Source organism: Roseibium porphyridii (genome assembly GCF_026191725.2).
Classification (GTDB): Bacteria; Pseudomonadota; Alphaproteobacteria; order Rhizobiales; family Stappiaceae; genus Roseibium; species Roseibium porphyridii.
The window spans coordinates 3,102,168-3,128,829 of the sequence record NZ_CP120863.1 but is presented as its reverse complement, the minus strand read 5'-3'; the positions used below and the strand labels follow the sequence as shown (position 1 = coordinate 3,128,829).

At 53.2% G+C, this 26,662-nt stretch carries 18 protein-coding genes; 7 read left to right on the top strand and 11 right to left on the bottom strand.

From position 1 onward, the window contains the following. Window positions 1–139: 139 nt before the first annotated feature. A complete protein-coding gene (locus tag K1718_RS14635) occupies window positions 140–2,377 on the bottom strand; it encodes a GGDEF/EAL domain-containing response regulator (RefSeq protein WP_265681925.1) in 2,238 nt (745 codons plus the stop codon). Between the two features lie 7 nt (window positions 2,378–2,384). Then, window positions 2,385–3,986: a sensor histidine kinase gene (locus K1718_RS14630; RefSeq protein WP_265681926.1), complete on the bottom strand. Its 1,602-nt coding sequence runs from the start codon at window positions 3,984–3,986 to the stop codon at window positions 2,385–2,387. Window positions 3,987–4,769: 783 nt separating this feature from the next. On the opposite strand from K1718_RS14630, the gene K1718_RS14625 reads away from it, so the two are divergent. Further along, on the top strand, window positions 4,770–5,516 hold the full coding sequence (locus tag K1718_RS14625) for a FadR/GntR family transcriptional regulator (RefSeq protein ID WP_152501623.1): 747 nt from the start codon (window positions 4,770–4,772) through the stop codon (window positions 5,514–5,516). A gap of 75 nt (window positions 5,517–5,591) precedes the next feature. Here the strand turns inward: K1718_RS14625 and fumC are convergent, their stop codons facing one another. Together fumC and K1718_RS14615 are read right to left on the bottom strand one after the other, a co-directional pair. After that, entirely contained in the window at window positions 5,592–6,977 is a 1,386-nt protein-coding gene (fumC, locus tag K1718_RS14620; RefSeq protein ID WP_265681928.1) for a class II fumarate hydratase, read from the bottom strand. Window positions 6,978–6,999: 22 nt separating this feature from the next. After that, entirely contained in the window at window positions 7,000–7,809 is an 810-nt protein-coding gene (locus tag K1718_RS14615) for an alpha/beta hydrolase (protein ID WP_265681931.1), read from the bottom strand. 150 nt (window positions 7,810–7,959) lie between these two features. Between K1718_RS14615 and K1718_RS14610 the strand changes: the two genes are divergently transcribed. The 3 genes from K1718_RS14610 (at window position 7,960) to lexA (ending at window position 11,282) form a co-directional block, all read left to right on the top strand. Beyond that, complete coding sequence (locus K1718_RS14610; protein ID WP_265681932.1) at window positions 7,960–9,540, top strand: acyl-CoA synthetase; 1,581 nt, start codon at window positions 7,960–7,962, stop codon at window positions 9,538–9,540. Further along, window positions 9,537–10,406: a PPC domain-containing DNA-binding protein gene (locus tag K1718_RS14605; RefSeq protein WP_265681934.1), complete on the top strand. Its 870-nt coding sequence runs from the start codon at window positions 9,537–9,539 to the stop codon at window positions 10,404–10,406. Before K1718_RS14610 ends, K1718_RS14605 begins: the two co-directional genes overlap by 4 nt. A 156-nt stretch (window positions 10,407–10,562) precedes the next feature. Further along, window positions 10,563–11,282, top strand: a complete 720-nt coding sequence (gene lexA, locus K1718_RS14600; RefSeq protein WP_152501619.1) for a transcriptional repressor LexA — start codon at window positions 10,563–10,565, stop codon at window positions 11,280–11,282. Between the two features lie 24 nt (window positions 11,283–11,306). On the opposite strand, the gene K1718_RS14595 is transcribed toward lexA, so the two are convergent. After that, on the bottom strand, window positions 11,307–13,556 hold the full coding sequence (locus K1718_RS14595) for a ComEC/Rec2 family competence protein (protein ID WP_265681936.1): 2,250 nt from the start codon (window positions 13,554–13,556) through the stop codon (window positions 11,307–11,309). A gap of 312 nt (window positions 13,557–13,868) precedes the next feature. Here K1718_RS14595 and gltX point away from each other — a divergent pair, with 312 nt between their 5' ends. The 3 genes from gltX (at window position 13,869) to K1718_RS14580 (ending at window position 19,673) form a co-directional block, all read left to right on the top strand. Continuing rightward, window positions 13,869–15,293, top strand: a complete 1,425-nt coding sequence (gltX, locus tag K1718_RS14590; RefSeq protein WP_265681937.1) for a glutamate--tRNA ligase — start codon at window positions 13,869–13,871, stop codon at window positions 15,291–15,293. A 236-nt stretch (window positions 15,294–15,529) separates the two neighbouring features. Continuing rightward, on the top strand, window positions 15,530–16,822 hold the full coding sequence (gltA, locus tag K1718_RS14585; RefSeq protein WP_152501616.1) for a citrate synthase: 1,293 nt from the start codon (window positions 15,530–15,532) through the stop codon (window positions 16,820–16,822). A gap of 424 nt (window positions 16,823–17,246) precedes the next feature. Next, window positions 17,247–19,673 (top strand): methyl-accepting chemotaxis protein, encoded by a 2,427-nt coding sequence (locus tag K1718_RS14580; protein WP_265681940.1) that lies wholly within the window; start codon window positions 17,247–17,249, stop codon window positions 19,671–19,673. A gap of 104 nt (window positions 19,674–19,777) precedes the next feature. On the opposite strand, the gene lpxB is transcribed toward K1718_RS14580, so the two are convergent. From lpxB to bamA, 6 genes are all read right to left on the bottom strand, one after another. Continuing rightward, window positions 19,778–20,956, bottom strand: a complete 1,179-nt coding sequence (lpxB, locus tag K1718_RS14575; RefSeq protein ID WP_265681942.1) for a lipid-A-disaccharide synthase — start codon at window positions 20,954–20,956, stop codon at window positions 19,778–19,780. Then, window positions 20,953–21,837, bottom strand: coding sequence for an LpxI family protein (locus K1718_RS14570; RefSeq protein WP_152501613.1), 885 nt, complete (start codon window positions 21,835–21,837; stop codon window positions 20,953–20,955). Before K1718_RS14570 ends, lpxB begins: the two co-directional genes overlap by 4 nt. Before the next feature lie 4 nt (window positions 21,838–21,841). Beyond that, the gene (gene lpxA / locus K1718_RS14565) at window positions 21,842–22,639 is read right to left on the bottom strand and encodes an acyl-ACP--UDP-N-acetylglucosamine O-acyltransferase (RefSeq protein ID WP_265681945.1); all 798 of its coding nucleotides are present in this window, start codon (window positions 22,637–22,639) and stop codon (window positions 21,842–21,844) included. A 6-nt stretch (window positions 22,640–22,645) separates the two neighbouring features. Beyond that, window positions 22,646–23,110, bottom strand: a complete 465-nt coding sequence (fabZ, locus tag K1718_RS14560) for a 3-hydroxyacyl-ACP dehydratase FabZ (protein ID WP_152501611.1) — start codon at window positions 23,108–23,110, stop codon at window positions 22,646–22,648. A 50-nt stretch (window positions 23,111–23,160) separates the two neighbouring features. After that, the gene (lpxD, locus tag K1718_RS14555; protein WP_265681948.1) at window positions 23,161–24,198 is read right to left on the bottom strand and encodes a UDP-3-O-(3-hydroxymyristoyl)glucosamine N-acyltransferase; all 1,038 of its coding nucleotides are present in this window, start codon (window positions 24,196–24,198) and stop codon (window positions 23,161–23,163) included. Window positions 24,199–24,278: 80 nt separating this feature from the next. Next, the gene (gene bamA / locus K1718_RS14550; RefSeq protein ID WP_265681950.1) at window positions 24,279–26,660 is read right to left on the bottom strand and encodes an outer membrane protein assembly factor BamA; all 2,382 of its coding nucleotides are present in this window, start codon (window positions 26,658–26,660) and stop codon (window positions 24,279–24,281) included. Window positions 26,661–26,662: the final 2 nt, after the last annotated feature.

The following is a 26,662-nucleotide window of genomic DNA, read 5'->3' as shown; positions in this document are numbered from 1 at the left end:
CGAAATTCTTGAACAACAGTCGCTCACATGCCCATACCGTAATGGCTGTGGTTGACGCATTGGCACGGCATCAACTGCTTCAAAACAAAAATCTCGGAGCGGAAATACAAGCTGCGAGCAACCCTGAAATCGAGCCTCACTATTGAAATGTGCCGCCAGAGACAGAAGATTGCCGAATGAACTTCAATAAATCATCACTGCTTTGAGGCTTTGAATAGAGAAAGCCTTGCAGGTAGTCACAGTCGAGTTCCTGCATGATTTTGCGCTGCCCGGTCGTTTCGACGCCTTCTGCGGTCACTTCCAAGTTCATTGCCTTCGCGACAGCAATGATTGACTTCACCACTGCCAGAGCGTCAGCATCCTGATCCATATTGGAGATAAAACTCCGGTCTATCTTGATGCCGTCGACTGGCAGTTTGCGCAAATAGCTGAACGAGGAATATCCTGTTCCGAAATCATCAATAACGACCTTGGCTCCCTTGTTCCGCAGCCACGTCAAAAGTGACAGGGTAACCTGGTCGTTGCTTAAAAAGAGGCCTTCGGTAACTTCGAAGACCAATCGATGCAACTGCAAATCCGCAGCCGAGGCAGCGTCCTCAATGTCCTTGTAAATTCGGTTTGTTTGAACCTGCTTGGGCGACAAATTGACGTTCAGGCGAACATCATCTCCGGCCACGGACAGTTTCCGGAATTCGGAAAATGCCGACTTGAACATCCAGGCACCGATTTCAGTGATCGAACCACTGGCCTCAGCTGCTTCAATCATCCGAGCGGTGTTCAGGAAATTGCCTGCCGGTGTCTTGAAGCGCATCAACGCTTCGAATGACGCGATGCTGTCATCCCCGGCGCGCATGATTGGCTGATAATGAAGATGGAATTCTGTCTGATTGGCACTGCCTGTCAGCATGGATGCCAGTCGCAAACGCTCAAAGGCAGCTTCCTGCATCAACGGATGAAAAACGGAATGATTGGTCATGCCTTTCTGGCGGACATCGTTGAGTGCAATCGAGGCAAAACGCACCAATTCTTCGGCACCGTGAGCACTGTCTTCGCTTGAGGCAAACCCAAGACGCATGCGCAGATTGATCTGGTTGTCATCCAGAGTGATGGGTTCCTGAAACGCATCCTCCACCCGCGTCACAATGCTCTGGATGTCATTGGCCTCACCACCTTTAAGAAGGACAAGGAACTCGTCCTTCTCTTTGCGCGCGATCGTCAGGGCATCGGGGAAAATCTGTGACAGCCGATGGCCGGTCCGTTTCAAAACCCCACCTGCCCTTTCATCGCCGATGCCATCCACAACCACCCGAAAACGCTGGATGTCACAATGAACCACGAGAAGCGGTATTTGATTGGAGGCATGTCGTTGAAAGGTCTCAATGAACCCGGAAAACGTTGAAAGTCCGGTGACGCGGTCGACAAAAGCCAAATTCCGGATGTGCTCGAGCAACCCGGTTTTCTCGTAACCGAGTGCGACGTTGGAGACAAAGAGCTGCATAAGCTCTGTCCCGACACTCTCTTCAAGCTCAACATCGCTCATGGCAAGGTAGAGCGCACCGGTCATACCGTTGCGCGTGATGAGGGGCATCGCAAGACCATTCGGCCCTGAGACGGGTTCTCGTGTCTCGATACATGAATTGACTGCTCCACGGACGGCATCTTCCCCGAGGACTTCTATTGGAAGATCCGTTTTTTCCTGAAGTCCACCTGTCGCAGCGAGAACCCGTATGTTGGATCTGTCAGCGTTTTTTTGGTCCGGCAAAGTATCTTGACCGCAGAGCAGCAAATCGACCGGATGGTCCAGAAGGTCGGTCAACTGTTGCAAGACAGCTGTTGCAAATTCACTCAGCGCGTTTTTCTGAACAATTTCAGCAAAATGACCGTTTAGCTGCTTGAGTTTGCGCCTATTGGTTTCAAGCGACATAACCAGCTTGTAGCCACGCAAGGCCGTGATGATTGCTGTAAGCAATTTTGTCCGAGACAACTCTGCCTTTTCTGCATAGCCATCGATGTCGAATTTCATGATCACATCGGTTTGCGGCGCGTAACCGGGCTGGCCCGTCCGAAGGATCAGACGCGTGAAGTGATTTCCAAGTTCAGACCGAATCCAGCTGACCAATCCAAGCCCGGCAGTGTCGCTTTCCATAACGACGTCAACAAGCGCAACAGCGATATCATCGCTGGTTTTGAGTATTTCCTGTGCCTCCTGTGCCGAAAGAGCATGCAGCAACTCAAATGAGCGCCGCTCGAAGACGCACCCTGCGACGGCAATCTTCGTCACCTCGTGTACATCGGGATCATCGTCAACGATGAGAATCTTCCAGGGAGCCTTGGTACTCTTGATGGCTTCAGGTTTCGAAGGAGCAAGAAAATCCATCACCATCTCACTGCACCTTGCTTCTGGCAGGTTGCTTGGTATCGGCAGGAGCGACGACCGGGAATTCGATCGTAAACTCGGTTCCCGACCCCACCTTGGATACGACCGAGATCGTCCCGTTAAGGGCTTCCGTCACCAGTTGATAGCAAATGGCCATTCCCAACCCGGATCCACCTTTGCCGAACTTGGTCGTAAAGAATGGCTCGAAAACCTTTTTCAGGTTCTTTTCAGGTATCCCGACACCATCGTCTTTGCATTTGAAAACAATCTTCATCTGGCTTGGTTCACCACCGGAAATGAGCGGGACGGTTTCCAAACGCGAAGACAGTCTGACAACCCCGTCTGTACGATCCTCGTATCCATGCTTCAGGGCGTTTTCGACCAGATTGGAAACCAACTGGCTGACGGCACCAGGGTAACTGTCGATCACGCCATCTGCATTCAGGTCAAGTTGGACCTCAAACGGCGTCTTCTTCAAAGTCGGCTGAAGCGTGGCAAGCGTTTCGCGAATGATGTGATCAAAACTGAAGGCGCGTTTCTTTTCACTTTGCCTGTCAACGGCGACCTGTCGAAAGTTGCCGACCAGGTCGCGCGCTCGCCCGAGCGTCTTATCAATGATGTCCGCCGTATCGGAAATTCGACCAATTTCTTTTTCAAGAGCCTCTTTGCTCAGGCTCTGTTGGTCAAGTTCGGTGGTCAGGAGCCGGGTTGAATCCTTGATTGTCGTGGCCGCCATAAGCGCGTTGCCAAGCGGAGTATTCAATTCATGCGAAACCCCGGCGACAAGCGCCCCAAGTGCTGCCAGATTATCGGCCTGAATCAATTCTTCCTGAACGAGTTTCAGCTGCTCTGTGCGATGGGCCACCAAGTCTTCCAGATTGGTTTGATATTCTTGAATTTTTTGCAAATCCATGTGTCGCCGTTGAACCATCGACTGGAGGCTTGCGGACAGAATTCCAATCTCGTCTGCCCGGCCCGGCATAAGTTCTGCCTTTGGCGGGTCTTCGATCAATCGCGGTGTCGACAGATAGTTGACGATGTCTGACAAGGGTTGACCGATCAGCCGTTTGAAGACTGTTCGGATCACGATTGCCAGCAGCAAAATATAGACAACGATCGCTGTAACAATGAAACCCACAGTCGAAGCAATTTCGTAGGAAATAGTGTTTCGGTCGATCAGGATAAAGACCTGCCCGATTGCGTCCTTGTGCAGAATTGTGCTGGGTGAATTTAGGGTGTAGCTGAGAGCTTCTTCTGCGCGCTGGCCAGTCAACGGCTCACCGAAATTTCCTGTGTCGGGTGTTTCAACCCATACTTTTTCGATGACTTCAAGACTCTCCAGGCCACGTATCAACTGAAGGGTCGCATCTGCATTGACCGTCCAGATTGCGCGCTCAAAGGGACGTTTCGTTGCTTGAAAAAAGGCTTCCGTGACGCGGATCGCGCGTGCGTGCGACGAATCCCAGGTAATCTTTGTCAAGATGCCGATGAACAGCACCCCCAGAAGAGCAAACAATCCAAGCGTATAAAAAATGAAAGTGCGAGACAGACTTGCACGGCCCATCTCCTTGGGAGTGTATGGCAACGTCGAACTGCTGCTCAAACTCAAAATGCCCACCTCGACTATCGGAACTGGTGTCTGCTCAATCGACAAAGGTCAGCCAACACCTAACGTCGATTATCCTCTTCAAAAGGAGTGAGAAACCCAGCCCGTTTTCCCGTCACATGATGTTTGATCCCGATCGCATCCCGTCCGGCCAGGCCGAAAACGCCACTGAAACGATCGAAAACAGACACAAGCACCAAAATTTCACCCTGGGCAATTTTCCTAAATATTCTATAAAAATCAATTGTAAATAAAAACAGTCCAACCTTCAGTACGATGAATTCGAATCAATATTAGTATTTGCAAGAATTCTTTTGGATACCTCAAGTGAACTTCTCGGCTTTTGACTTTCTTAAAGCTTCACATCGCGATTTCTGCTGATCCGCCGAGTTTAAGTTGACGTGATTGCCGCACTTCGAGAGGCAATGAATTTGAGTGCCTTCAGTTCCGAAAAACTTGTTGGATATTGAGCAGCCAAAATCATTTTTCTTTAGTCGGCTTTTGCTGCAACCCACCACAAATCAACATGCAATTATCGACGAAATGGACCAAAATTGTCGATTATCAATGAAAAATCTGTCCTACAATCAGGTTATTTTACAATGCCGCACCGCAAACAACACAGCAATACGTAAGTTATCGGTGAATTTTATTTTTTGAAGCCATATCACTCCTTGATATTTCTAGTTTTTCTCGCAATTCCCCTGTAAAACAGAATTTGAAGACGTCGGTTGCCAAGCATGTTCTACTTCCGGTTCCGGCGCCGCGACCACCTGAGTTGATAAAATGAACAAAGCAACCCATCATTCTTTCGCCTTACCTGACAAGGCTCTGGCTTCCCTGCCGACTGGTGCGGTGAAGGACACGGTGGAACATCTGGGAAAGCGGATTGCGCGCGGTTACTATAAAACCGGTGCTGTCCTGCCCAAGGAAGATGAGCTGGTCGATTCTCTTGGCGTTTCGAGGACCGTCGTGAGAGAAGCCATCAAGGTTCTGTGTGGCAAAGGCTTGGTTCGAACGGCACGTCGCTACGGGTCAAGGGTTTGTCCATTCGAGGACTGGAACCTGTTGGATCCCGATGTAATCCGATGGCACGACCCAGAAAGCCCGTTGACCGCGCGCATCTTTGCAGAAGCAACAGAACTGCGACTCATTTTCGAACCTGAAGCGGCAGCCCTGGCAGCTGAGCATGCCAGTCCAGAACAACGGGCAAGGATACTGGCAGCTGCGCAAAGCCTGACGCAAATGAACGATGAAACAAACGTCATCGGTGCAGACTACGCCTTTCACGCGACCATCCTGCAGGCCAGCGGCAACATGATGCTCGCTCAGCTGCAAAATCTGATCTATGCCGTCTTGATTTTTTCCTATTCGGCAGGTCGCAAGGTTGAACGCAAAGAACATGTTTCCGTGCATGACCACGTTGGAGTTGCGGAAGCAATCAAGTCTGGCCAGACAGAGCTTTCGCGGGCACGCATGCGTGACATGCTCATGCAGAACAAATTGACTGCCGAGAGATTTATCTCCGCGTGACGTCTGGCAACAGGGCCAGACCGTCAGCTCTTGTCCTTCCGCTAAAACTCATTGCGAAAATCTGCTAAAAACCGCCTATAACGAAGGGCCGAGCATCTTCGCCGGGTCGACAACACTGTCGAATTCCTCCTCAAGCACAAAGCCCAGCGCCAAACAGGCTTCCTTCAAAGTGATGTCATTTTCAAAAGCATGGTGAGCCGCGTGGCTTGCCTTGTCATAGCCGATGACAGGGCTCAACGCTGTCACCAGCATCAAGGACTGATCAAGGTATTCACGAATACGCTTTTCATTTGGCTCCAGGCCTTCAACAAGGAAACTTGAGAAGTTGGAACAACCATCCCCCATGATCCGAATTGATTGCAATATGGCGCTGATCATCAGCGGCTTATAGACATTCATTTCCAAATAGCCACTTGCACCACCAATCCCGGTGGCGACGTCATTTGCCATGACTTGGGCCGAAATCATGGCCAGGGCCTCACACTGTGTCGGATTGACCTTCCCAGGCATTATGGATGAGCCCGGTTCATTGGCCGGAATGATCAACTCGTATAAACCGCAGCGCGGACCGCAAGAAAGCAGTCGAATGTCATTTGCAATTTTGAACAGCGACACTGCCAGCGTGCGAAGAGCACCGCTCAGCATAACCAATGCATCGTGACTGCCTTGAACCGCAAACTTGTTCGGCGCGGTGTAGAAAGGGAGTCCTGTCAATTCGGCAATCTTGGAAGCTGACACGACAGCGAAGTCTGGATGGGTATTGATCCCCGTACCGACAGCAGTTCCGCCCAGCGCAAGCCCATAGACGTCCTTGAGTGCAAATTCTATGCGCTCTGTATCCTGCTTCAACAATTCTGCGTAACCTGAAAACTCCTGACCAAGCGTCAAGGGCGTTGCATCCTGCATGTGCGTACGCCCAATCTTAATAATTTCATCCCAAGCCACTGACTTGGCCTTGAGGCTGTCGTAGAGGTGTTTCACGCCCGGCAGCAATCGTTGTTTCACTTGTAAAGCGGCCGCAATGTGCATCGCAGCCGGAAAGGAGTCATTTGATGACTGGGACATGTTGACGTGATCGTTGGGGTGAACCGGGTCTTTTGTCCCCAGAACTCCACCTGCAATGGCAATGGCGCGATTGGAAATGACTTCATTCACGTTCATGTTTGTCTGGGTGCCACTGCCGGTCATCCAGACATGCAAGGGAAAGTGGACATCCAGCTTTCCTTCTGTCACTTCGTCCGCCGCTTGGACGATGAGGTCTGCCAGATCTTCGCGCAGAAGTCCGAGATCCATGTTGGTCAGCGCAGCCGCCTTTTTTAAGTACCCATAGGCGTGCACCAACTCTATTGGCATGAGGTCGGTTCCAATCGAAAAAAACTCTATGGAGCGCTGTGTCTGTGCACCCCAATATTTGTCTTCCGGGACATCGATTTCCCCAAGACTGTCGCTTTCTCTGCGCATTCGGTATTCCCCGCTTCCCAAGTCAGTCCTTCAAAAGAGCTGATACCAATCCGCTATCCGGATTAATCAGGTCTTCAATCACGTCGAAATGGTGCCGCCCCGGTTCGACATGGCAAGTTGCTGTTGGCCAGGCCTGAGCCAGTAGGTTCGATTGACGTACAAATTCAGGGCGTTCGTCTTCTCCAACCCACGCGACGACAGGACATTCCCTCAAGGGTCTTACGAGAGCCGGGCTTTCTCTTTCTGCCTCACCTTCCGACAAATCGAAAGATTCATTCATCGCGGTCTTCCTCAGCGGGCGAAGGTCATGAAGTCCGCTGATAGAGACCACTTTCTCAATTCTTCCAAGAGTATCTGCAGAAAGCGGAGTGTCTGGACAAAGCATCCGTGTCACCAGATGACCGCCGGCCGAATGACCGACAAGACGTATGGGCCCATCCAAGCGGCCGCCAGCAGTCTTGATGGCATCACCTATCTGCAAGGTGATCTCTTCGATCTTCACCAAAGGTGCCAGGTCGTATGACGGCAGACAAACGGCCCAGTTCTGGTTCAGGCAACCTTCAGCAAGATGCGACCAGCTGGATTTGTCGAAACGCAGCCAATAGCCACCATGAACCAAAACCACTAAACCGCGCGAGGGGCCATCAGGACTGAAAACATCAAGCCTCTGGCGTTCACTGTCACCATAAGGCACATCGATATCTTGAATGGGCCAGGAATCCCGAAATTGGTTGGCGTCCTTTGCCCAGCGCGGCGGATAGGTGGCTGCATCTTGAATATGCGCAGCATTGGCATACGCATCGTCCCAGTCGAAGGTCTCTTGTTCGTTCATTTCTTGCTCAAGGTATCTTTTTGCGAAACACAGCTCGCATCCTCGCATGGATTTTTGCGTGTGGGGAACGTTTCATTGCTTGCTTGTCAAACTCATGACGCTCAGCCTAGGTTTCGGAACGCTGCGGGTAGGATAAAGGGAACTTAGCCAATGATAGAGCGTTGCTCGAACCGCGTCGCCAATCTGGCGCACTTCTTGAGCAAAAACGCGGCTCGGTGGCCCAATCGCGCTGCAATCATCTGGGAAGACAAAACCTGGACCTGGCAGGAACTCGACAAACGTGTTTCAGCGCTCGCGGCGGCACTAAGCAGCAGATTCGGCATCACCAAGGGAGACAGCCTTCTCGTTCAGGCACAAAACTCCAATCAGATGACCGAAATCATGCTCGCAGCCTTTCGCCTCGGAGCGATCTGGGTACCCTGCAACTTTCGACAAGCCCCTGCAGAGACGGCCTACACGTGCGAAAAGTCCAAAGCCAAGCTGATGCTCTGTGATGCAGAGTTTGAAGAACAAGCACAAACCGTCAAGGCTGCCAATCCGGAGTTACGCGGCATTGTCAGCATCGGCGAAAGCGCTTTTGGCGTTTCCTATGAAACCTTGCTAGCTGACCATCTGGGCAGTCAAACTCCGAATGCGCCCGTCGACTACGATGATCCCTGCTGGCTGTTCTTCACATCCGGATCCACCGGCCGGCCGAAAGCAGTGGTCCTGTCTCATGGCCAGATCGGCTTCGTAGCTGTCAACTACATGGCGGACCTCATGCCGGGAACAAGCGAAGAAGATGCATCACTCGTGATAGCGCCACTCTCGCATGGCGCAGGTCTCCAGCAAATTGCACAGCTTTCTGCCGGGGCGACACATGTCCTGATGCCAAGAACGGGGTTTAACCCCGCTGTCGCTTTCGAACTGATCGAAAGGCACAAGGTCAGCAACATGTTCACGGTTCCCACTATTGTGAAGCGACTGGTCGAAGACCCTGCCGTCGATCGATACAATCACTCGAGCCTTCGCCACGTGATATATGCCGGTGCTCCGATGTACCGAGAAGATCAAAAGCTGGCACTCGAGAAGCTTGGCTCCGTTCTGGTCCAGTACTACGGCCTGGGTGAAGTAACAGGCAACATAACCGTCTTGCGCCCACAGGATCACGTACAAGAAGATGGACCTGGGGCGCGAATTGGCACCTGTGGAACCGAGCGGACCGGAATTGAAGTTTCGATACAGGATGATACTGGCGCCATGTTGCCACCCGGAGAAACTGGCGAAGTCTGCGTCATCGGGGCAGCAGTCTGCGCTGGTTATCTAGAAGACGATGCCGCCAACCACAGCTCGTTTCGGCATGGGTGGTTTCGGACCGGGGATATCGGCCATATGGACAAAGACCGGTATCTCTATCTGACCGGCCGCGCATCGGACATGTATATTTCAGGCGGGTCAAACGTGTACCCGAAGGAAGTTGAAGAAGTGCTGTTGACGCACCCTTCCTTGTCTGAGGTTGCAATTCTTGGCGTACCTGATCCTCAATGGGGAGAAGTCGGACTGGCGGTGTGCGTGGCATCAACGAAAGCTGAACCAGACACGGCAGAATTGAGCGCCTTTCTTGCCGGAAAGGTCGCCCGATACAAGATGCCTCATCGATACTTGTTCATTGAATCAATGCCGACCAGTGCCTACGGCAAGATCACAAAAAAACTTGTTCGCGAGTTTTTGAGCGAAAAAGGTTTGACATGAGACGCGACGCGCCCCGGACACTTGATGATATCAAGCACCCTGGACCAAAAGCTTCTCAACGCAGACCATGGCTCCCATGCCATGCCGAACCGGTTGCACTCACCCTGACCAATGGCGGAAGTCTGCTGCGGGAGCTTGGCCAATGGATTGACGCGTCAGGCTATCAATCCGCCGTGCTTGACCTCAGCGGCTTGGCGCTAAACGCATTTGACTACGTCATGCCTGATTGCGCGTTCGATGATCGGCACGCCGCCTGGTATAGCGACACCCGAGTTTCAGAAGGGGCAACACTTGTCGAAGCCGTTGCTATTCTTGGTCGCAGGGACGGCCAATGGTTTGCGCACATTCACGCCTATTGGCAGGAAAATGGAAACGCTCATCTCGGACACCTGCTCCCGCAAAGCGTATCGCTTGCGGGAAATTCGGACCTGACCGGCTTTGGCTTAATTGGAGCTGGGTTCGAGGCCGAATACGATCCTGAAACAGAGTTTACGCTGTTCCGGGTAAAGCCATCTCAGAGCACCGACACGCACGCCCCACCAACCAACGCTCTGATCACGACCTTGGCACCTTTTGAGGATCTTCACGACAGTATTTGCGGCCTCGCATCGAAGATTGAGGCCAACACCTTCAAGGTTGTTGGTCTGGGCAGTCTCGCAGGTGCAGAATTCAGATCGTCGCCACCCATGAAAGGCCTCATCTCTGAAATCCTGTTGCGCTCAGGAAGTGGGCGCCAACTCCATGACGGCCAACAGGTTCAGATACGCGCCGTCGACCTCAACGGAAATCTCCATCAAGGTGCCTTGCAACCCGGTAAATGCCCGACCCTCGTAACATGTGAATTGCTGCTAATTTCCGCGGACTGAGCCCAATCCCCAAGATGCAAGCTGCTCCTGCTCTCTTTTGGCCAGGGTCAACGGCAACAGAACAGTAAGAGAACATTTACTCTTGCAGAACACAATAGGAACAGCTAGAGTGTTCTCGATTTGTACCAGCCCGATTCTTGGTCAGGGGTAACCGTTATGTTGACGCGCAAGCAGTACGAACTGCTCATGTTCATTCATGAAAGACTGAAGGAAACTGGCGTCCCACCGTCCTTCGATGAAATGAAGGACGCTCTGGACCTGCGTTCCAAGTCTGGTATCCATCGGCTCATTACGGCCCTTGAGGAACGCGGCTTTATTCGTCGCTTGCCAAACAGGGCGCGTGCAATGGAAGTCGTCCGCCTTCCCGACTCAATTGCTCCTGGCCTGGGGGCTCCACGACCACGTGGAAGTTTCTCACCCGAAGTCATCGAGGGCTCATTGGGCAAGGATGTAGCTTCCAAGTCTCCCCCATCCTCATCTGTCCCCGATGCTGCCGGCGCAGAAATCCCGGTAATGGGTCGGATCGCAGCTGGTGTTCCGATCGAGGCAATTCAGACCCACAGTCATTCAATTACCGTCCCACAGGAACTCCTCGGCAAGGGAGAACACTACGCGCTGGAAGTGCGCGGTGACTCCATGATTGAAGCCGGCATTCTTGATGGGGACACGGTCCTTATCCGTCGGACAGATTCAGCTGACAGTGGCGACATAGTCGTTGCTCTGGTGGACGATGAGGAAGCAACACTGAAACGGCTTCGCAAAAAAGGTGCGTCCATTGCGCTCGAAGCTGCAAATCCAGCCTATGAAACACGCATTTTCGGACCGGGGCGTGTTCGTGTTCAAGGGCGTCTTGTTGCTTTGTTTCGCCAGTACTAGATCAGCAGGTCGTTCCTAACGGATTCACTTGCTTTTTGATGTCAGAATTGCGCGCGTCATTTCTCCCGGATGGTGCCAGGGTCTCGGCGTCTCTGGTATAGCGAAACGTATTTTAGAGATGACTGTGGTGACGGTTTGAGCGCCAAATTTGCCGAGCTCGTCGTTTTTTTGACGACCAGTTTCAGTGATAAGCTTCTGTCCTCTTGGCACAGTATCGGCGCCCGCGTTTGGCTGCACTGACAGCCAGATGGACACCGCCCCTCGCCTGCTTCTCGTTTCTGCATCAATGACAATCGCTGCAGGGCAATCATCTGGAACGATTAGATCGGTCACGATCAAATCGGCGAATTGACAATCCTGATACAGAGCTTCCGTTTGTCTGGGGAACGCTATTGAAACAGACGTTTCGGCGCGTTGACCGTTTACGAACATAAGAACTGGTGCATGTGCTTTGATCACACATCCAGCCTGATCACAGCTCCGTTGAGACGATTTCATCTTGCGCGATTTAATCGTGGCATTGAATACTCCTTCCTTCTGAAGCCAGAGCTCTGACGCAAAAGAAGAACGGGTGCTTGATAAGTTCAGCTGACCGTTGTCGTCGCGAGCTGCAACTCGCGAACCGGAGGATGCGATTTGAACATCAGGGGGTCGTGACTGGAAAATTAAGAGCATTGCAACGACACATGGCACTGCCGACAGCAAGCGCAAACGTCCGGGCACCAGAAGAACCAGAAATAGCGCACTCATCAAAAACAAAGTAGGCAACGCAGAGAGGTTACCGATGGTCCCGGTATCACCTCCCAAAGCTGCAGTAAATTCGGAAATGTCCAGCAACCAGGAAATGCCAAGAGACATTATGGCGAGGGGCAACGCGGCCAGTCCGAATGGCATCAAGATGAGTGCCAGAACCCCCATTGGCATCACCAGCAACGAAAAAACAGGCATTCCAAGCATGTTGCCAACGACACCATAGGGAGCAATCCGGCCAAAATGATGCGCACCGACAATCCCAGTTGCAAGACCGGCGACGACAGCCGTAACGAGCAAACCGAATGACCACTTTCCCAATGAGCCAAAGACCCGTGGCAACAGTGCAGAATGAGGCTTTTTCTTCCAGCTGCCCTTAGCTCGGTTACGCCAAAGCTCATAGACGGCGACAAGACAAATCACGGCGGAGAAGGACATTTGGAAACCGGGAAAGAACAAACGCTCTGGTGAAACAAGCAGAAGCAGAAACCCGGCAAGGGCAACGCTTCTAAGCGTCAAACCACGCCGGCCGACCAAAACGCCAAGAAAGACCAGTCCAATCATCACAAACGAGCGTTGAGTGGCTACGGCAGCACCAGATATGAGCAAGTAGCCAACTGCAGCGCAAAGCGCTGTAGCCGCCGCCCACTTGTGAATGGGCCATCTGAGTGCAAGCGGCTGAAACAGCGAGAGCAACAACAAAACAGCTCCGAATGCACCACCTGCGAAAAGAGCCATATGCAGACCGGATATTGCCAGGATGTGAGCCAATCCCGCGGCACGAAGCGCTTCCTCTTGCGCTTCTGTTATACCGCTTCGATCCCCGACAAGGAGAGCGACGACAAGGGCAGTTTCCGGCCACTGTCCCAAAACAGTTCTGATCTTGTTCGCAATGCGTTCGCGCAGGTTCTGAACCAGCGCCATTGCTTGAACCATCCGTGGCGTTGTGTCAGCTTCCAGAACCCTGGAGGGCCCATAGCCAAACCCCGTTGCACCAATCTGGGAAAAGTAGGCTCGATAAGAAAAATCATAGCCACCAGGCAGCACAGGTCCTGCCGGAGGAAAGAGCCGCCCTCGCAATTCCACGAGTTGCCCTGGTCTGGCAATGTCGTCCACCGGCACCCGCACCCGGACCTTTTTTGGAAATCCCAAGTCCGATCGCGGCCGGTCGTCGACGGTTTCAACTTGCAGCAGCAATCGGGTCCCACGCGCATTGACTTGCCTCTCAAGAACAAACCCCGTCAGCGTGACATTCATCATCTCAGCGAGTTTTGGTGCCACGACAACGGCCGTCCTGACGCTGGCAACGGTCAAGCCGCAAAGGAGAGCCAGCAGAAGCAGAACAAATCCGTTTAAAGCCCCGCGCCGGGAAACTCGGAAAGCAGCTCCCACCGCAAAAATCGTAAGCGCGGTAAGCAAGATCCAATTGGGTTCAGCAGGCAGTACCCTGTGGACCGCAATTCCCGCCGAAAATGCGAAGCAGCACCATAGTAGCCCCTGATCTTCCCAGATGCGGTTCTGCATGGTGCCAGGTGCTCTTGGCGTGAGCTGCGCCAAAACAGCCCAGGCGGACTGTGGCCTGTTTTTCCGCCGGCCTCCGGAACGGAGGTTTTCATTTTCGAGTAAATCGGTTTGGGATACGGAATAGGAAACCGCTGAATCGCGGCTCTGTTTATTCTCGGGCGGTGTTTGCTGCTGCACCACCTGCTGGTCCCTTCATCACTTTAAGAAACGGGCAAGAGCCTATTTAGCCTTGCCAATGCCTGTGCTAAGACCGCGCCACCTTCAAAGGCGCGACCTGCGCCATTATCTTGACAGAGACTTTTAATTAGCACCATGGCACAAGACATCGTCACGCGTTTTGCTCCTTCACCAACCGGCTTTCTACACATCGGCGGCGCTCGCACGGCGTTGTTCAACTGGCTGTTTGCCAAGCATTTTGGCGGAAAGATGCTGCTACGCATCGAGGATACCGACCGAGCCCGTTCCACGGATGAAGCCGTTGATGCCTTGATTGACGGTCTTAGATGGTTGGGCCTCGACTGGGATGGAGATCCTATTTCGCAGTTTTCACGGGTTGGCCGTCACGGTGAAGTCGTTGAGCAGATGATCGAGAACGGTACAGCCTATCGCTGCTATTGCTCTCCAGAAGAAGTTGATGCCATGCGGGAAAAAGCGCGGGCTGAAGGTCGTCCACCCCGCTACGATGGCACTTGGCGTGATCGTGATCCGTCAGAAGCGCCTAAGGACATCGCACCTGTCATTCGCCTCAAGGCACCGCAGTCAGGCGAGACCGTTGTCGAGGATCTGGTCCAGGGTCGTGTCGTCATTCCCAACAAGGATTTGGACGACTTTGTCATTATGCGTTCTGATGGCACACCAACATATATGCTGGCCGTCGTCGTCGACGATCATGATATGGGCATCACGCATATTATCCGCGGTGTCGATCATCTGACCAATGCCGCCAGGCAGACCCTGATTTTCCAAGCACTCGATTGGGCAGTCCCGGCCATGGCGCATATTCCGCTAATTCATGGACCGGATGGTGCAAAACTATCTAAACGCCATGGAGCAACCGGAGCCGAAGCCTATCGTGCGATGGGTTACCTCCCGCAGGCGATGCGCAACTACCTTGCACGTCTTGGATGGAGCCACGGCGACGAAGAAATCATGTCGCTCGACGACATGATAAAATGGTTTGGCTTGGACGCCGTTGGCCAGTCTGCAGCCCGTTTCGACTTCAAGAAACTTGAAAACCTCAATGGGCACTATATGCGCGCAACGCCGGACCAGGAGTTGCTGGAACACTGGAAAACCTATCTTCAGCATGCTGAAGACGGCGCATCGGTTTTGCATTGGTTGGCGTCATCCAACAACGAAAGCGTGGCGCTCGCGGCTCTGCCTGGGCTAAAGGAACGCGCCAAAACGCTTGTCGAGCTTACGTCGAGCGCCTCCTATCTCTGGCGTCAGCGCCCTCTTGATCTTGACGAAAAGGCGCTAAAGATCCTCAGCGATGAAGCAAAGACCATCTTGAAAGACCTTCATGGTGTATTGATGGAAGCCGGCGACTGGAGCGCTGAGCCACTGGAAACCTCCGTCAAAGCCTACGCAGAGCGTAAGGAATTGAAGCTTGGTAAAGTTGCACAGCCGCTGCGTGCCGCCCTCACAGGCCGTGGGACTTCTCCGGGAATATATGATGTCCTGGTCGCACTGGGCCGAGAGGAATCCTTGGCTCGAATTCAGGATCAGGCGGTCTAATTGACGCACTAATACGGATTGGGGCCGCTTAAACGGGTTGAACGGCGGCTCCAGCAATCCCGGCAAATTGGCCTTTGACGAAAGGGTTATACCGGCCAACTTGCGGCAGTGCAGTAAATGGGCTACGCAGGACGCGAAAATTTCTCCAGTGCCGCTCGGCAGCAGGAACCGATCCCGTCGGTTCGCTTGCCAATCACTAGGGCTGCACATCCGGACAACGCAAAGGGGTTTTCTGTATGGCCGACAACAACGCCAAGCTCAACGTCGGTGGCAATAGCCACGATTTCGGCGTCCTTGACGGATCCATCGGGCCGTCGGTAGTGAACATCGCGTCCTTGTACAAGGACACAGGCATGTTCACCTACGACCCGGGCTTCACTTCAACCGCATCTTGCGAGTCAAAAATCACCTATATCGACGGTGATGAAGGCACGTTGCTCTACCGGGGCTATCCGATCGAGCAGCTCGCTGACCACGGCGACTTTCTGGAGTCCTGCTATCTTCTGCTCTACGGCGAACTGCCGACAAAGGCACAGAAGGATGACTTCGTTCAACGTGTGACCTACCACACGATGATCCATGAACAGATGAACCGCTTTTTCTCAGGTTTCCGCCGTGACGCGCACCCCATGGCAATCATGGTTGGAACCGTCGGTGCATTGTCAGCGTTTTATCACGACTCTACAGACATCACCGATCCGCACCAGCGCATGGTGGCCTCTTTGCGCATGATCGCCAAGATGCCGACAATTGCGGCAATGGCCCACAAATACCACGTGGGACAACCATTTGTTTATCCGCGTAACGATCTCGGATATTCGGCAAACTTCCTGCATATGTGCTTCGCCGTGCCTTGTGAAGAATACAAGGTGAACCCGGTTCTTGCCCGGGCAATGGACCGGATCTTTATCCTTCACGCGGATCATGAGCAGAACGCATCGACTTCAACCGTGCGCCTCGCCGGGTCTTCAGGTGCCAATCCGTTTGCGTGTATTGCTGCAGGTATTGCCTGCCTTTGGGGCCCTGCCCACGGTGGCGCGAATGAGGCCGCGCTCAACATGCTTTCCGAAATCGGATCCGTTGACCGTATTCCCGAATTCGTGGCGCGCGCGAAAGACAAAAATGATCCATTCCGACTGATGGGCTTTGGTCACCGTGTCTACAAGAACTATGATCCACGGGCACGGATCATGCAGAAGACAACCCATGAAGTTCTCGGCGAATTGGGCATCAAGGACGACCCGCTGCTCGATGTAGCCATGGAACTGGAAAAAATCGCGTTGAACGACGAATACTTCGTCGAAAAGAAGCTCTATCCGAATATCGATTTCTATTCCGGAATTACGCTTCGCGCGCTCGGCTTCCCGACAAACATGTTCACGGTGCTCTTTGCGCTTGCGCGCACCGTTGGCTGGATCGCCCAGTGGAAGGAAATGGTGGAAGACCCGTCCCAGCGAATTGGCCGTCCGCGTCAGCTCTATACGGGCGCAACTAAACGCGATTACCTGCCAATCGATCAACGTCGTTAAGGCGATCTAAGAATCACTGTTGTGCCAACGCACAACTCAGGCCTTCAAACAGGGTGTTTCCGGGAGCCGGAAACACCCTTTTTTTTGAACTTCTCCCAAAGGAAAGAAGCTGCACTCAAGAAATAGATTTTCCCAGGAGAATGTTGTGACAAGTAAAAATTTCAATCGGCAGATTTTCACGGCCGATACTCAAGCGATATTCCTTCTCAATTCAAAATCAGAAAACAGAAGCCAGTTGTTTCAGGGGAATTTTCTTATACTAATTTATTAGTAGAATTGAATATTGTAATTCAAATAGTAATTATTTATACTAAAGGTAGTATTTTCGGTTATTTATTCCCATTTACAAATAATAAGGAAACACTGAATAGCTTTCTTGAAAGTAAGTTTGCGCAATTCGCGCTGGGGACTTCAAGGGGTTGAAATGCATTTCCTTAAATTCGCTTCCGATCTTAAATTTGGCATCAAAGTTGGCGGCAGTTTTGCCGCAGTTATTGCACTGACCGGGATTGTGGGCGGTGTGGGCGCATATAGTGTGATGACCCTCTCCGAAAGGATGGAAGTTGCCAAACAATCAACATCCACAATTGCACAACTTCAAAACCTTGCTTCAAAACGCGAGAATTTTCTGTCCACCCAGGATATTCAATCGGCAGAAGCAACGCTTCTTGATATTGGAGCGCTCAGCGAGAATTTGCAGATCCTCGAGGGGCAATTGAAGGGCGACCCGCAGGCCCAGATTCCCGTGGCGGAAGCCGCATCCGCGGTGACAAAGTTTAAGGACGCCTTTGAAAAGGTGGTCGGGCTGACCCAAACCCAGGGTGAAAAGCAGTCCCAACTGGACGGTGCTGTTGAACATCTTGAAAAGACAGCGTCACAGATCCTCGGCAAGGCGCTGATGGCACGTGACGGCGTCAGTATGGACGAAAGCAACGCCCGCAAGACACTGGTTTTGGCGAACAAGGTTGGCCAGGCCGCAGCAGGCTTTCAGGAAGAAGCACTGACTTTGCAGAACCTGTTCAATGCAGCTGCCAACAACGCCAAACAACTGGCAGAGATTTCAGAGCGGGTCTCTGCAATGGTCCCAACGGCCAAGGAAATGGCAGCCAACAGTTTTGACGGCGTTGACCCTTCCAAGTTTCAGGACCTTGCTGCCAGAACCGAAGAGATCAAGCAAACACTTGGGGAACTCTCCGAAACCAAGGACTACATAAAGATATTTGACCTGACGGATGCCGCCAAAGAGGGTTTTGGACAGCTTGTCGCGAGTGTGAAGGAAATCCGAACGCAAGCAAATGTTGCGATCGACAACGTTTATGCCCAGGCGGACGAAATCAACAAGCGCTTTTACGTAGCCGACAGTGTTGCCGACACCGTCATGCAAATTGAGGCAGATGCCAACGCAGTCAAGGCAGCGGCTTTCTATTTCCTGCTGACGCCAAATGAGACCACTCAAGCATCGGTAACCGATGGAATTGCCGGACTGACCAAGCTCGCCTCGCGCCTTGAAAAAAGCGCCAAGGACTTCCCGTCAATCGCTGACCAGATCCCGGTTGTCAAAACGTCAGTGGAGACCTTCGGGGCAAGCTTCACCGAGTTGGCGATGAACCAGTTTCAACTCGCCGATCAGATCGCAACGTTGAAAGAACACTCGCACACCGTTCAAACGCAGATTTCAACGATTTCAGCGGATCAGAGCGCTGCGGCACAAGCATCCAGCACGAGCGCCTTGGGCGTAATCAGTTTGGCGCTTCTGGCAGCGGTTCTTGCTGGAGTTGGCATGGCGGTCGCGTTGAATTTCGCGGTCACAAGGCCACTTCGTCGTACCACCATGACCATGTCCAGACTTGCGGAAGGCGACACGGATGTCGAAATCGACGGCACCGCACGTGGCGACGAAATTGGCGATATGACACGTACATTGCAGGTCTTCCGTGACAATGCCGTAGAGCGTGTCCGATTGCAGTCGGAGACAGAACAGGAGCAGCACCTTCGCGCAGAACGGCAAGCTCGGGTTGAAGAGCTTATTTCCGGGTTTCGGGATAAAGCGACGGAAGTGCTCGGATCCGTTGCTGATACCGCGCAGACGCTTGACGGCACAGCGCAAGATCTCAGTTCGATTGCAGGCCAAAACTCCAGTCTTGCCGACAGCACCTACGGCGTGACCGATGAAGCAACTCAGAATGTGCAAACGGTTGCCAGCGCCGCTGAAGAACTCGCAGCTTCGATTTCGGAAATCTCCCGCCAGGTCAATCAGACGACCGAGGTCGTCAACCGGGCGACAGAAGGCACCCAGATAACAAATGAAAAGGTTCAGGGACTGTCTACAGCAGCAACCAAGATCGGTGAAGTTGTCAGCCTCATCCAGGCAATCGCTGAGCAGACCAATCTGCTCGCACTCAATGCAACCATTGAAGCTGCACGTGCTGGAGAGGCCGGAAAGGGATTTGCGGTTGTCGCAGCAGAGGTGAAAGAACTCGCAACACAGACCTCAAAGGCGACTGAGGAAATCAGCTCGCAGATTTCCGAAATTCAGAACGCCACCAAAGACGCCGTAACTGCAATCGCTGAAATTACGGAAACCATGGACGAGGTCAATGAATACACGTCCACAATCGCCACCGCAGTCGAACAGCAAGGCGCTGCCACCAACGAGATTTCGGTCAACGTTCAGCGGGCAGCCGAAGGTACGGGTTCAGTAAAGACAAACATGTCCGATCTGTCACAGGCAGTTGCGCAAACGAGTCAGAATGCAAATCTCGTTCTCGGTGCATCGAGTGAGCTGTCCAACAAGACCGATGTCCTGAAGCAGGAAGTCGGACATTTCCTCGACAACGTCGCCAACGCCTGACCCAACGAGGTTCTGCAGCAAGAGCCAGCCTCAACAACAGCCCGGGCTATTTGCCCGGGTCTCTTTTTGTTTGAAAATCAGGCGGGCGGTCGCAAACCAGTCAGTCACGTTCTCATTGCACTGACAACGACATCAGCCGCCGCAGCGCTTTGGCTATACCCTTCAGGAAGACGCATTGCATCGTCCAGACGCGCAAGATCGGCGATCTGAGCCTTACGGTCCTCTCCGTCTCGCAAAAGCACACACAAATGCTGTGCCAAGACGCGTGGCTGAACCTCATCATCCAGAAACTCTGGAATGGCCTTTTTCTTTAAAATGATATTTGGCAACACGAAGGAATCAACACTTGAGAATTTGAAAATTCGGTTGAGGTCCTTGAGGCGCCTGAAGAACCAGTCAACTTTGTAGGCAACCACCATAGGTACGCCTGCAAGTGCAAGCTCAAGCGAGACCGTGCCAGAAGCAGCCAGTGCCGCATGTCCTTTTCGGAATGCGGCCTTCTTCGCGTCAAGTCCTGTCACGATCTCAGGTTTGACCGGCCAATCAGCAACGCCTTCCCGGATCCTTTCTTCCAAATGAGAAACTGCCGGAAGAACAATCTTCAGATCGGGAAATTCCTGCTTTACCAGGGCAGCCGTCTTGCCAAAGTCTTGCAGCAACCTGTCTATTTCGCTGCCACGGCTTCCGGGAAGCACCAGCAACACCCTGCCCGGCCGATCGAGATCTTCACGCTCACCATCTGAAGGGCGAAGCTCATTGGCATTTTCGCTCAATGGATGGCCAACATAGTGTGTAGTCGGTCCGCCCAACTTCTCGTGAGCTTCAGGTTCAAACGGCAAGAGCGCGAGGAGTTCATCCACATAAACGCTCATTTTCTTGGCCCGTCCGGGCCGCCAGGCCCACACAGAAGGCGAAACATAACCAACTATCGGGATATGAGGGGCACGTTTTCTCACGCGCTTGGCAACACTGTGAGTGAATTCAGGGCTATCGATGATCACCAGAACATCGGGATCTGCTGCAATCACGGCATCGACAGTCTGATAGACCCTTTTCACGATCAACGGCAGACGCGCCAGGACCGCCGTCAACCCCATCACCGACACGTCGCTCATATTGAAAAAGCTGGTCAATCCAAGCGACGTCATGCGTTCACCGCCAACGCCGCAGTATCGCACTCCCGTTCCAAGTTTGGCATTCAACGCTTTCATCAGCTCTGAACCGAGCTGATCGCCGGACTCCTCACCAGCAACAAGGCAGACGGTTGGCATGGTGCCTGTCATGGATCGGGAATCTCGCCGCATTGGACACCATCGAACCCAACAAGGAAGACACCTTCGGTATCCGCCTTTTTCAGCGTGTCATCCTTTTCCGCAATCAACGCTCCTTCAGCCTCAACAGCGATGCCGGAAAGGCCAGCAGCCGCGGCCAATTCGATCGTTCTTGGTCCAACTGTCGGCAGATCGACACGAAGATCCTGGCCGGGTTTTGCAGATTTGACCAGAACTCCGGACTGACCACGACCTCTGATCCGACCGTTGCGTTTCAAGTCCGCACAACGCTCCAGCATTGCGTCTGTACCCTCAGCGCCTTCAAGCGCCACAACGCGCCCACCGACAGCGACCGCCGCCTGTCCGACATCCAGTTCACCAAGTTTACGCGTGGCTGTCAGCGCGAGTTCTAGATCACGCCAATCACTATCTGTTGGCTGCCGGTTACCGAGGACACCGCTCGCCGCAAGCAGCTGTGGTGCCACATCTTTGATACCCACGACGCGATACCCCTCAACTTCAAACAGACGGATAACCTTTGTCAAAAGGCTGTCATCACCACCCGCAAGAGCACGAATAATCGTCGGCAAACGCTTCAAGGTTCCGAAATCGCCGAGAATTGACGTGAAGTCCGGCCTCTTGGAAACGCCTCCGATCAACAGAATTTCTCTGCATCCATTGGACTTGAGAAATTTGTATAAACGTCCGATCTCGCCCCAGCCCAGTTCAGCTTGTGCGCGATCACGAGTTTTTTGGTCGGCCTCGCCCTTGATGGCAACAATTCGGAACTCACGTCCTGCCTTTTGAAGCGCATCGGCTATCTGGCAAGGCAGGCTTCCGTTCCCGGCAATCAGAGCCAATCTTGCTGCGTGCTGGTTGGCTCCTCCACTCATTGGATCAGTCATCGCTGCGCGGTGTACAGAACCGGCGATCTTCCTTTTCCAGGATGAAATCTGTGACGACCTTGACCAATGGCTGATCGGGTTGTCCTGCAGCAAGCGCCTCCGCCCGGCTGCGAAGCGTCCCTTCGTCGCTCTCAAACAACTCTCGATAAGCCGCCCTCAGCGCGTGGATCTGTTCGCGCGGAAAACCCTTACGCTTCAGTCCAATGAGGTTCAGTCCCGCAAGTCGGGCACGATCACCAATCACAGAGCCGAATGGAATGACATCAAACTCGACACCCGTCATGCCGCCAACGATGGCGCCAGTCCCGATCCGTGACCATTGCCGAATTGCGCTCAGCCCTCCCAGGATCACGTGATCCGCCAGTTCCACATGCCCCGCGAGGGTGGCATTATTTGCCAGGATCGCGTAATCGCCGACCAAACAGTCGTGCCCAACGTGTGTTCCCATCATGAAAAGGCAATTGTTTCCGACACGCGTGACACCACCGCCACCTTCCGTACCGGGGCTCATGGTCGCGTGTTCGCGGATCTGGTTGTTGGCACCTATTTCCAGATAGGTAACTTCACCGGAAAATTTCAGATCCTGAGGCTTGTGCCCGATGCTGGCAAAAGGGAAGATATGCGAGTTCGGACCAACACTCGTATGCCCCGTCACAACGACGTGCGACTCGAGTGTCACGCCTACAGCAAGTTTCACGTTCGGGCCAACCGTTGAATAAGGGCCGATACGAACACCCTCGCCGATTACGGCACCGTCTTCGACGATAGCCGTCGGATGAATCTCAGTCATATATCCTCACGCATCTACCAGCATTGCACTGACTTCTGCTTCTGCCACTTTTTTACCGTCGACCATGGCCACGGCATCGAATTTCCAGATGTTCGAACGCTGCTTGATTTTCTTCACGTGAAAATGGACCTGATCACCAGGTTCGACTGGCTTGCGAAACTTGGCCTTGTCGATCGTCATGAAATAAACCAGCTGCGGCGGCGCATCGTCTCCGCGTGCATGTACACACAGGGCTCCTGCCGTTTGTGCCATCGCTTCGATCAGAAGCACACCGGGAAAGACCGGCCGTTCTGGGAAATGACCAGAGAAATGCGGTTCGTTGATGGTAACGTTCTTGATACCCGTTCCGCTGTTGTCACCGTCCATATCGACGATTTTGTCAATCAGCAGAAAGGGATAACGATGCGGCAGCAGTTTCATGATCCTCATGATGTCTGCGCTGACAAGTGTTTTGTTTTCCGCGTTTTCCATAATAGCCCCTCGGCGCTTCAATGCCGCAAAGTCCTTGATGATTTTACCGTTTACGATCCACTGCCGCGCTCTGCAAGTTTTCTGACAGCAGCCACTTCGCGGAACCATTGTTTGACGGGTTTGGCAGGTGTTCCGCCATACCGCCCACCGGGCGCAAGATCTTCGCTAACGACGCTGACCGCAGCAACCTGAGCTCCCATGCCGATCCTTACATGGCCACGAACACCAGTCTGACCGCCAATTGCGACGAAGTCTTCCAGTGTGCAGCTCCCCGACAGACCAACCTGGGAAACAAGAACGCAGTGGCGCCCGACCACTACGTTGTGTCCAATCTGTACCTGATTGTCGATTTTGGTACCTTCGCCGATCATTGTGTCGCGATTTGCACCGCGATCTATCGTCGTACAGGCACCGACTTCGACATCATCTTGAATAATGACACGGCCCACCTGAGGAACCTTCAGATGCCCCTGCGGGCCCATGGCATAGCCGAAACCATCCTGACCGCAACACACACCGGGATGCAAATAAACGCGATTTCCCAATACAGAGTGCTGGACAGTCGCATTCGGGCCTATCACACAGTCTCGGCCAATTTTTACGTCGCTGCCAATGACCGCGTTGGCCCTGATCACGGTTCCAGAGCCTATTTCAACACCCTTACCGATAACGGCGCCTGGCTCTATGGTGACCCCATCTTCCAGAGATGCCTCCGGGTCGACAAAGGCGCGATCAGAGATGAAGACCTTGGTTCGGTCGGCCGGAATCATCGCGTCGGGAAAAAGTTTTGCCAGCACCATTGCCCAGGATCGATAGGGATCAGCGCAAACAAGAACAGCAACGCCTTCCGGAACCTTGCCCTTGTGGCGCTTGCCAACAAGACAGGCGGCAGCGCTGGTTGTCTCCAGCTGCTTCAAATAAGCGGTATTGTCGAAAAACACCAAACTTCCGGGCGTGGCATCCTCAAGTGGCGCGACACCGGTGACTTCGAGCGTTTCACTGCCCACTTCAATTTCGGCCTTCGCCCAGGTCGCGATATCACCCAGCGAAACGGGTTCTGGAGCCCTGAAAAACTTTGGCTCGGACATCATCTTATCCTTGTTGCCAGCCAACAAAAAACGGCCGCCGATAAGATCGGCGGCCGATATCTAACCTAATTGACCGCGATTTAGAAGCGCGTACCACCACTCAGGCGGAATACCTGGGTTTTATCCGCATCGTCTTTCGCTATTGGATAAGCGAAGTCGGCACGGAGCGGGCCAAATGGTGACTGCCAGCGGATACCCGCACCGACGGATGCGCGAACCGAGAACTCGTTGGAGTCGATCCGGCCACCGTTGTTTTCAACCAAATTCACAAGATCGCTGTCGGCATCCCAAAGCGAACCTGCATCGGCAAAGACTGCACCGGACAGGCCGAACTCTTTCGGAAGTACCGGGAACGGGAACCTGGTTTCGGCTGTTGCTGCGAAGAAGAAGCGACCACCAATGGAGTCTTCTGTCGTCGCATCGCGTGGGCCGATACCCTGGTTCTCAAAGCCGCGAACCAGCGTGCCGCCGAGCATGAACTGTTCGGAAACGCGCAGACGCTCACTGCCGATCGCCATGATGTTACCACCACGAATGGAAAGGCTACCAACCAGGCCGTAGTCAGCCAGGATTTCCTTGTAGGCGCGAGCCTGTGCTTCGGTGCGGATGTAGTAGCTGTCGCCACCAAGACCTGCGAACTCCTGACCAAAGGAAGCATAGACACCATCGGTCGGATCAATAAGGCGGTCCAGGGTGTTGTAACGCAACTCGTAGCCGACCAGCGATGTCAGGTAGGTACCGAGTGAGTCACAGACAGCGAGCGACAAATTAGCCGTGTTACAGTTGTTGATGTTGGTCGACTGGTTGTCCGGGTCCGAGTTCTTCTCCTGGAAGATACTGTAGAACAGCCGAACCGTCAGCTCTTCTTCACGCAGTGGCAGCGTAAAGCCAAAACCACCACCGGTCTTCTTCTGGTCGAAGGAACGGTAGTCGTTGGCATCATCCACTTTTCGGTAAAGATCCAGATCCAGTGCGACACGCCGACCCATGAAGAAAGGTTCGACAAAACGGAACTCATAAGACTGCGTGTCCGTACCACCACCTACGGCGATCTTCACAAACTGACCGCGGCCAAGGAAGTTTTTCTCGGTCAGCGAGATGTCGCCAACCACGCCATCAACTGTAGAGTAACCGACACCGAAGGAGATCTCACCCGTCGGCTTTTCTTCAACACGGACGTTGACGATCACGCGATCGGCTGCACTGCCCTGTTGGGTCGTGATGGACACACGCTCAAAGAAGCCGAGGTTCTTCAACCGGCGCTCTGCCTTGTCGACAAGAGCTCTATTGAAAGCATCACCTTCTGCGATATCGAATTCGCGACGGATGACAAACTCACGCGTCCGGTCGTTGCCGATGATGTTGATACGCTCAACATACGCACGAGGACCTTCTTCGATGTAGTAGATCAGCGAAATCGTGTTGTTGTCGTAATCACGTGCACCACGCGGACGAACGCGAGCAAAGGCATAACCTTCTTCGGAAACACGCAATGTGATGTCTTCAACCGTCTGCTCGACACGCAGTGAATTGAAGGTTTGACCGCTGCGCGTACGAACGAGACGGCGCAGCTCTTCAGGGTCGACATCTGAAATCGTCGAAACGATTTCAACATCGCCGATTTCGTATTTCTCACCCTCATCGACCGTAAAGGTGACATAGAAAATGTTCTGCTCACGGTCCAGATCCGCACTTACCGAAACGATCCGGAAGTCAGCATAACCCTTCTTGTTGTAGTACTGACGCAGCAACTCCTCGTCCGCAGCGAGGCGGTCAGGGTCATAGGTGTCAGTGCTGCGCAACCAGCTCAGAAGACCGCTTTCACGGGTCCTGATAACATCACGCAAGCGACCGTCGCTGAAAGACTGGTTTCCGATGAAACTGATCCGTTCAACACCGGTCTTTGCGCCTTCGTTGATTTCAAACACGAGATCAACACGGTTCTGGCCACGATCAATGATCTGAGGATCGACGGAAGCGCCATACCGACCGGAGCGGCGATAGGCTTCCAGAATGTTCTGCACGTCGGCCTGAACCTTGGCGCGAGAAAGCATCGAACGCGGCTGCGAACGAACGGCTGTTGCCAGCGCATCGTCCTTGATTTTCCGGTTGCCCTCGAAGGAAACACGATTGATAATCGGGTTTTCCGTGACGGTTACAACAACCAGGCTGCCACGCGGGGTGATCTCAACGGTGGCAAACAAACCAGTCGCGTACAGTGCCTTCAATGACTCATCGACATCGAAAGCGCTGTAGTTGCGCCCGGGAACGATGGTCATGTAACTGATAACGGTTTCGTCCTCGACGCGGGTGTTACCCCGAACGTCGATGCTCCGGGCAACCGCTGCCTGAGCTTCTGAAACAAACAAATTCAACCCTGTGGATTGCGGCAAAACTGACCCAATCGACAGTACGGCAACCGCAAACAGAACGGCCCGTGTAAGTTTCTGCAATCGCTGCATTA

What these genes read in the sequence shown, in the direction of transcription:
- K1718_RS14635 (WP_265681925.1), bottom strand. Translation starts at nt 2,377, where the DNA reads ATGGATTTTCTTGCTCCTTCGAAACCTGAAGCCATCAAGAGTACCAAG.
- K1718_RS14625 (WP_152501623.1), top strand. Translation starts at nt 4,770, where the DNA reads ATGAACAAAGCAACCCATCATTCTTTCGCCTTACCTGACAAGGCTCTG.
- fumC (WP_265681928.1), bottom strand. Translation starts at nt 6,977, where the DNA reads ATGCGCAGAGAAAGCGACAGTCTTGGGGAAATCGATGTCCCGGAAGAC.
- K1718_RS14615 (WP_265681931.1), bottom strand. Translation starts at nt 7,809, where the DNA reads ATGAACGAACAAGAGACCTTCGACTGGGACGATGCGTATGCCAATGCT.
- K1718_RS14610 (WP_265681932.1), top strand. Translation starts at nt 7,960, where the DNA reads ATGATAGAGCGTTGCTCGAACCGCGTCGCCAATCTGGCGCACTTCTTG.
- K1718_RS14605 (WP_265681934.1), top strand. Translation starts at nt 9,537, where the DNA reads ATGAGACGCGACGCGCCCCGGACACTTGATGATATCAAGCACCCTGGA.
- lexA (WP_152501619.1), top strand. Translation starts at nt 10,563, where the DNA reads ATGTTGACGCGCAAGCAGTACGAACTGCTCATGTTCATTCATGAAAGA.
- K1718_RS14595 (WP_265681936.1), bottom strand. Translation starts at nt 13,556, where the DNA reads ATGCAGAACCGCATCTGGGAAGATCAGGGGCTACTATGGTGCTGCTTC.
- gltX (WP_265681937.1), top strand. Translation starts at nt 13,869, where the DNA reads ATGGCACAAGACATCGTCACGCGTTTTGCTCCTTCACCAACCGGCTTT.
- gltA (WP_152501616.1), top strand. Translation starts at nt 15,530, where the DNA reads ATGGCCGACAACAACGCCAAGCTCAACGTCGGTGGCAATAGCCACGAT.
- K1718_RS14580 (WP_265681940.1), top strand. Translation starts at nt 17,247, where the DNA reads ATGCATTTCCTTAAATTCGCTTCCGATCTTAAATTTGGCATCAAAGTT.
- lpxB (WP_265681942.1), bottom strand. Translation starts at nt 20,956, where the DNA reads ATGACAGGCACCATGCCAACCGTCTGCCTTGTTGCTGGTGAGGAGTCC.
- K1718_RS14570 (WP_152501613.1), bottom strand. Translation starts at nt 21,837, where the DNA reads ATGAGTGGAGGAGCCAACCAGCACGCAGCAAGATTGGCTCTGATTGCC.
- lpxA (WP_265681945.1), bottom strand. Translation starts at nt 22,639, where the DNA reads ATGACTGAGATTCATCCGACGGCTATCGTCGAAGACGGTGCCGTAATC.
- fabZ (WP_152501611.1), bottom strand. Translation starts at nt 23,110, where the DNA reads ATGGAAAACGCGGAAAACAAAACACTTGTCAGCGCAGACATCATGAGG.
- lpxD (WP_265681948.1), bottom strand. Translation starts at nt 24,198, where the DNA reads ATGTCCGAGCCAAAGTTTTTCAGGGCTCCAGAACCCGTTTCGCTGGGT.
- bamA (WP_265681950.1), bottom strand. Translation starts at nt 26,660, where the DNA reads ATGCAGCGATTGCAGAAACTTACACGGGCCGTTCTGTTTGCGGTTGCC.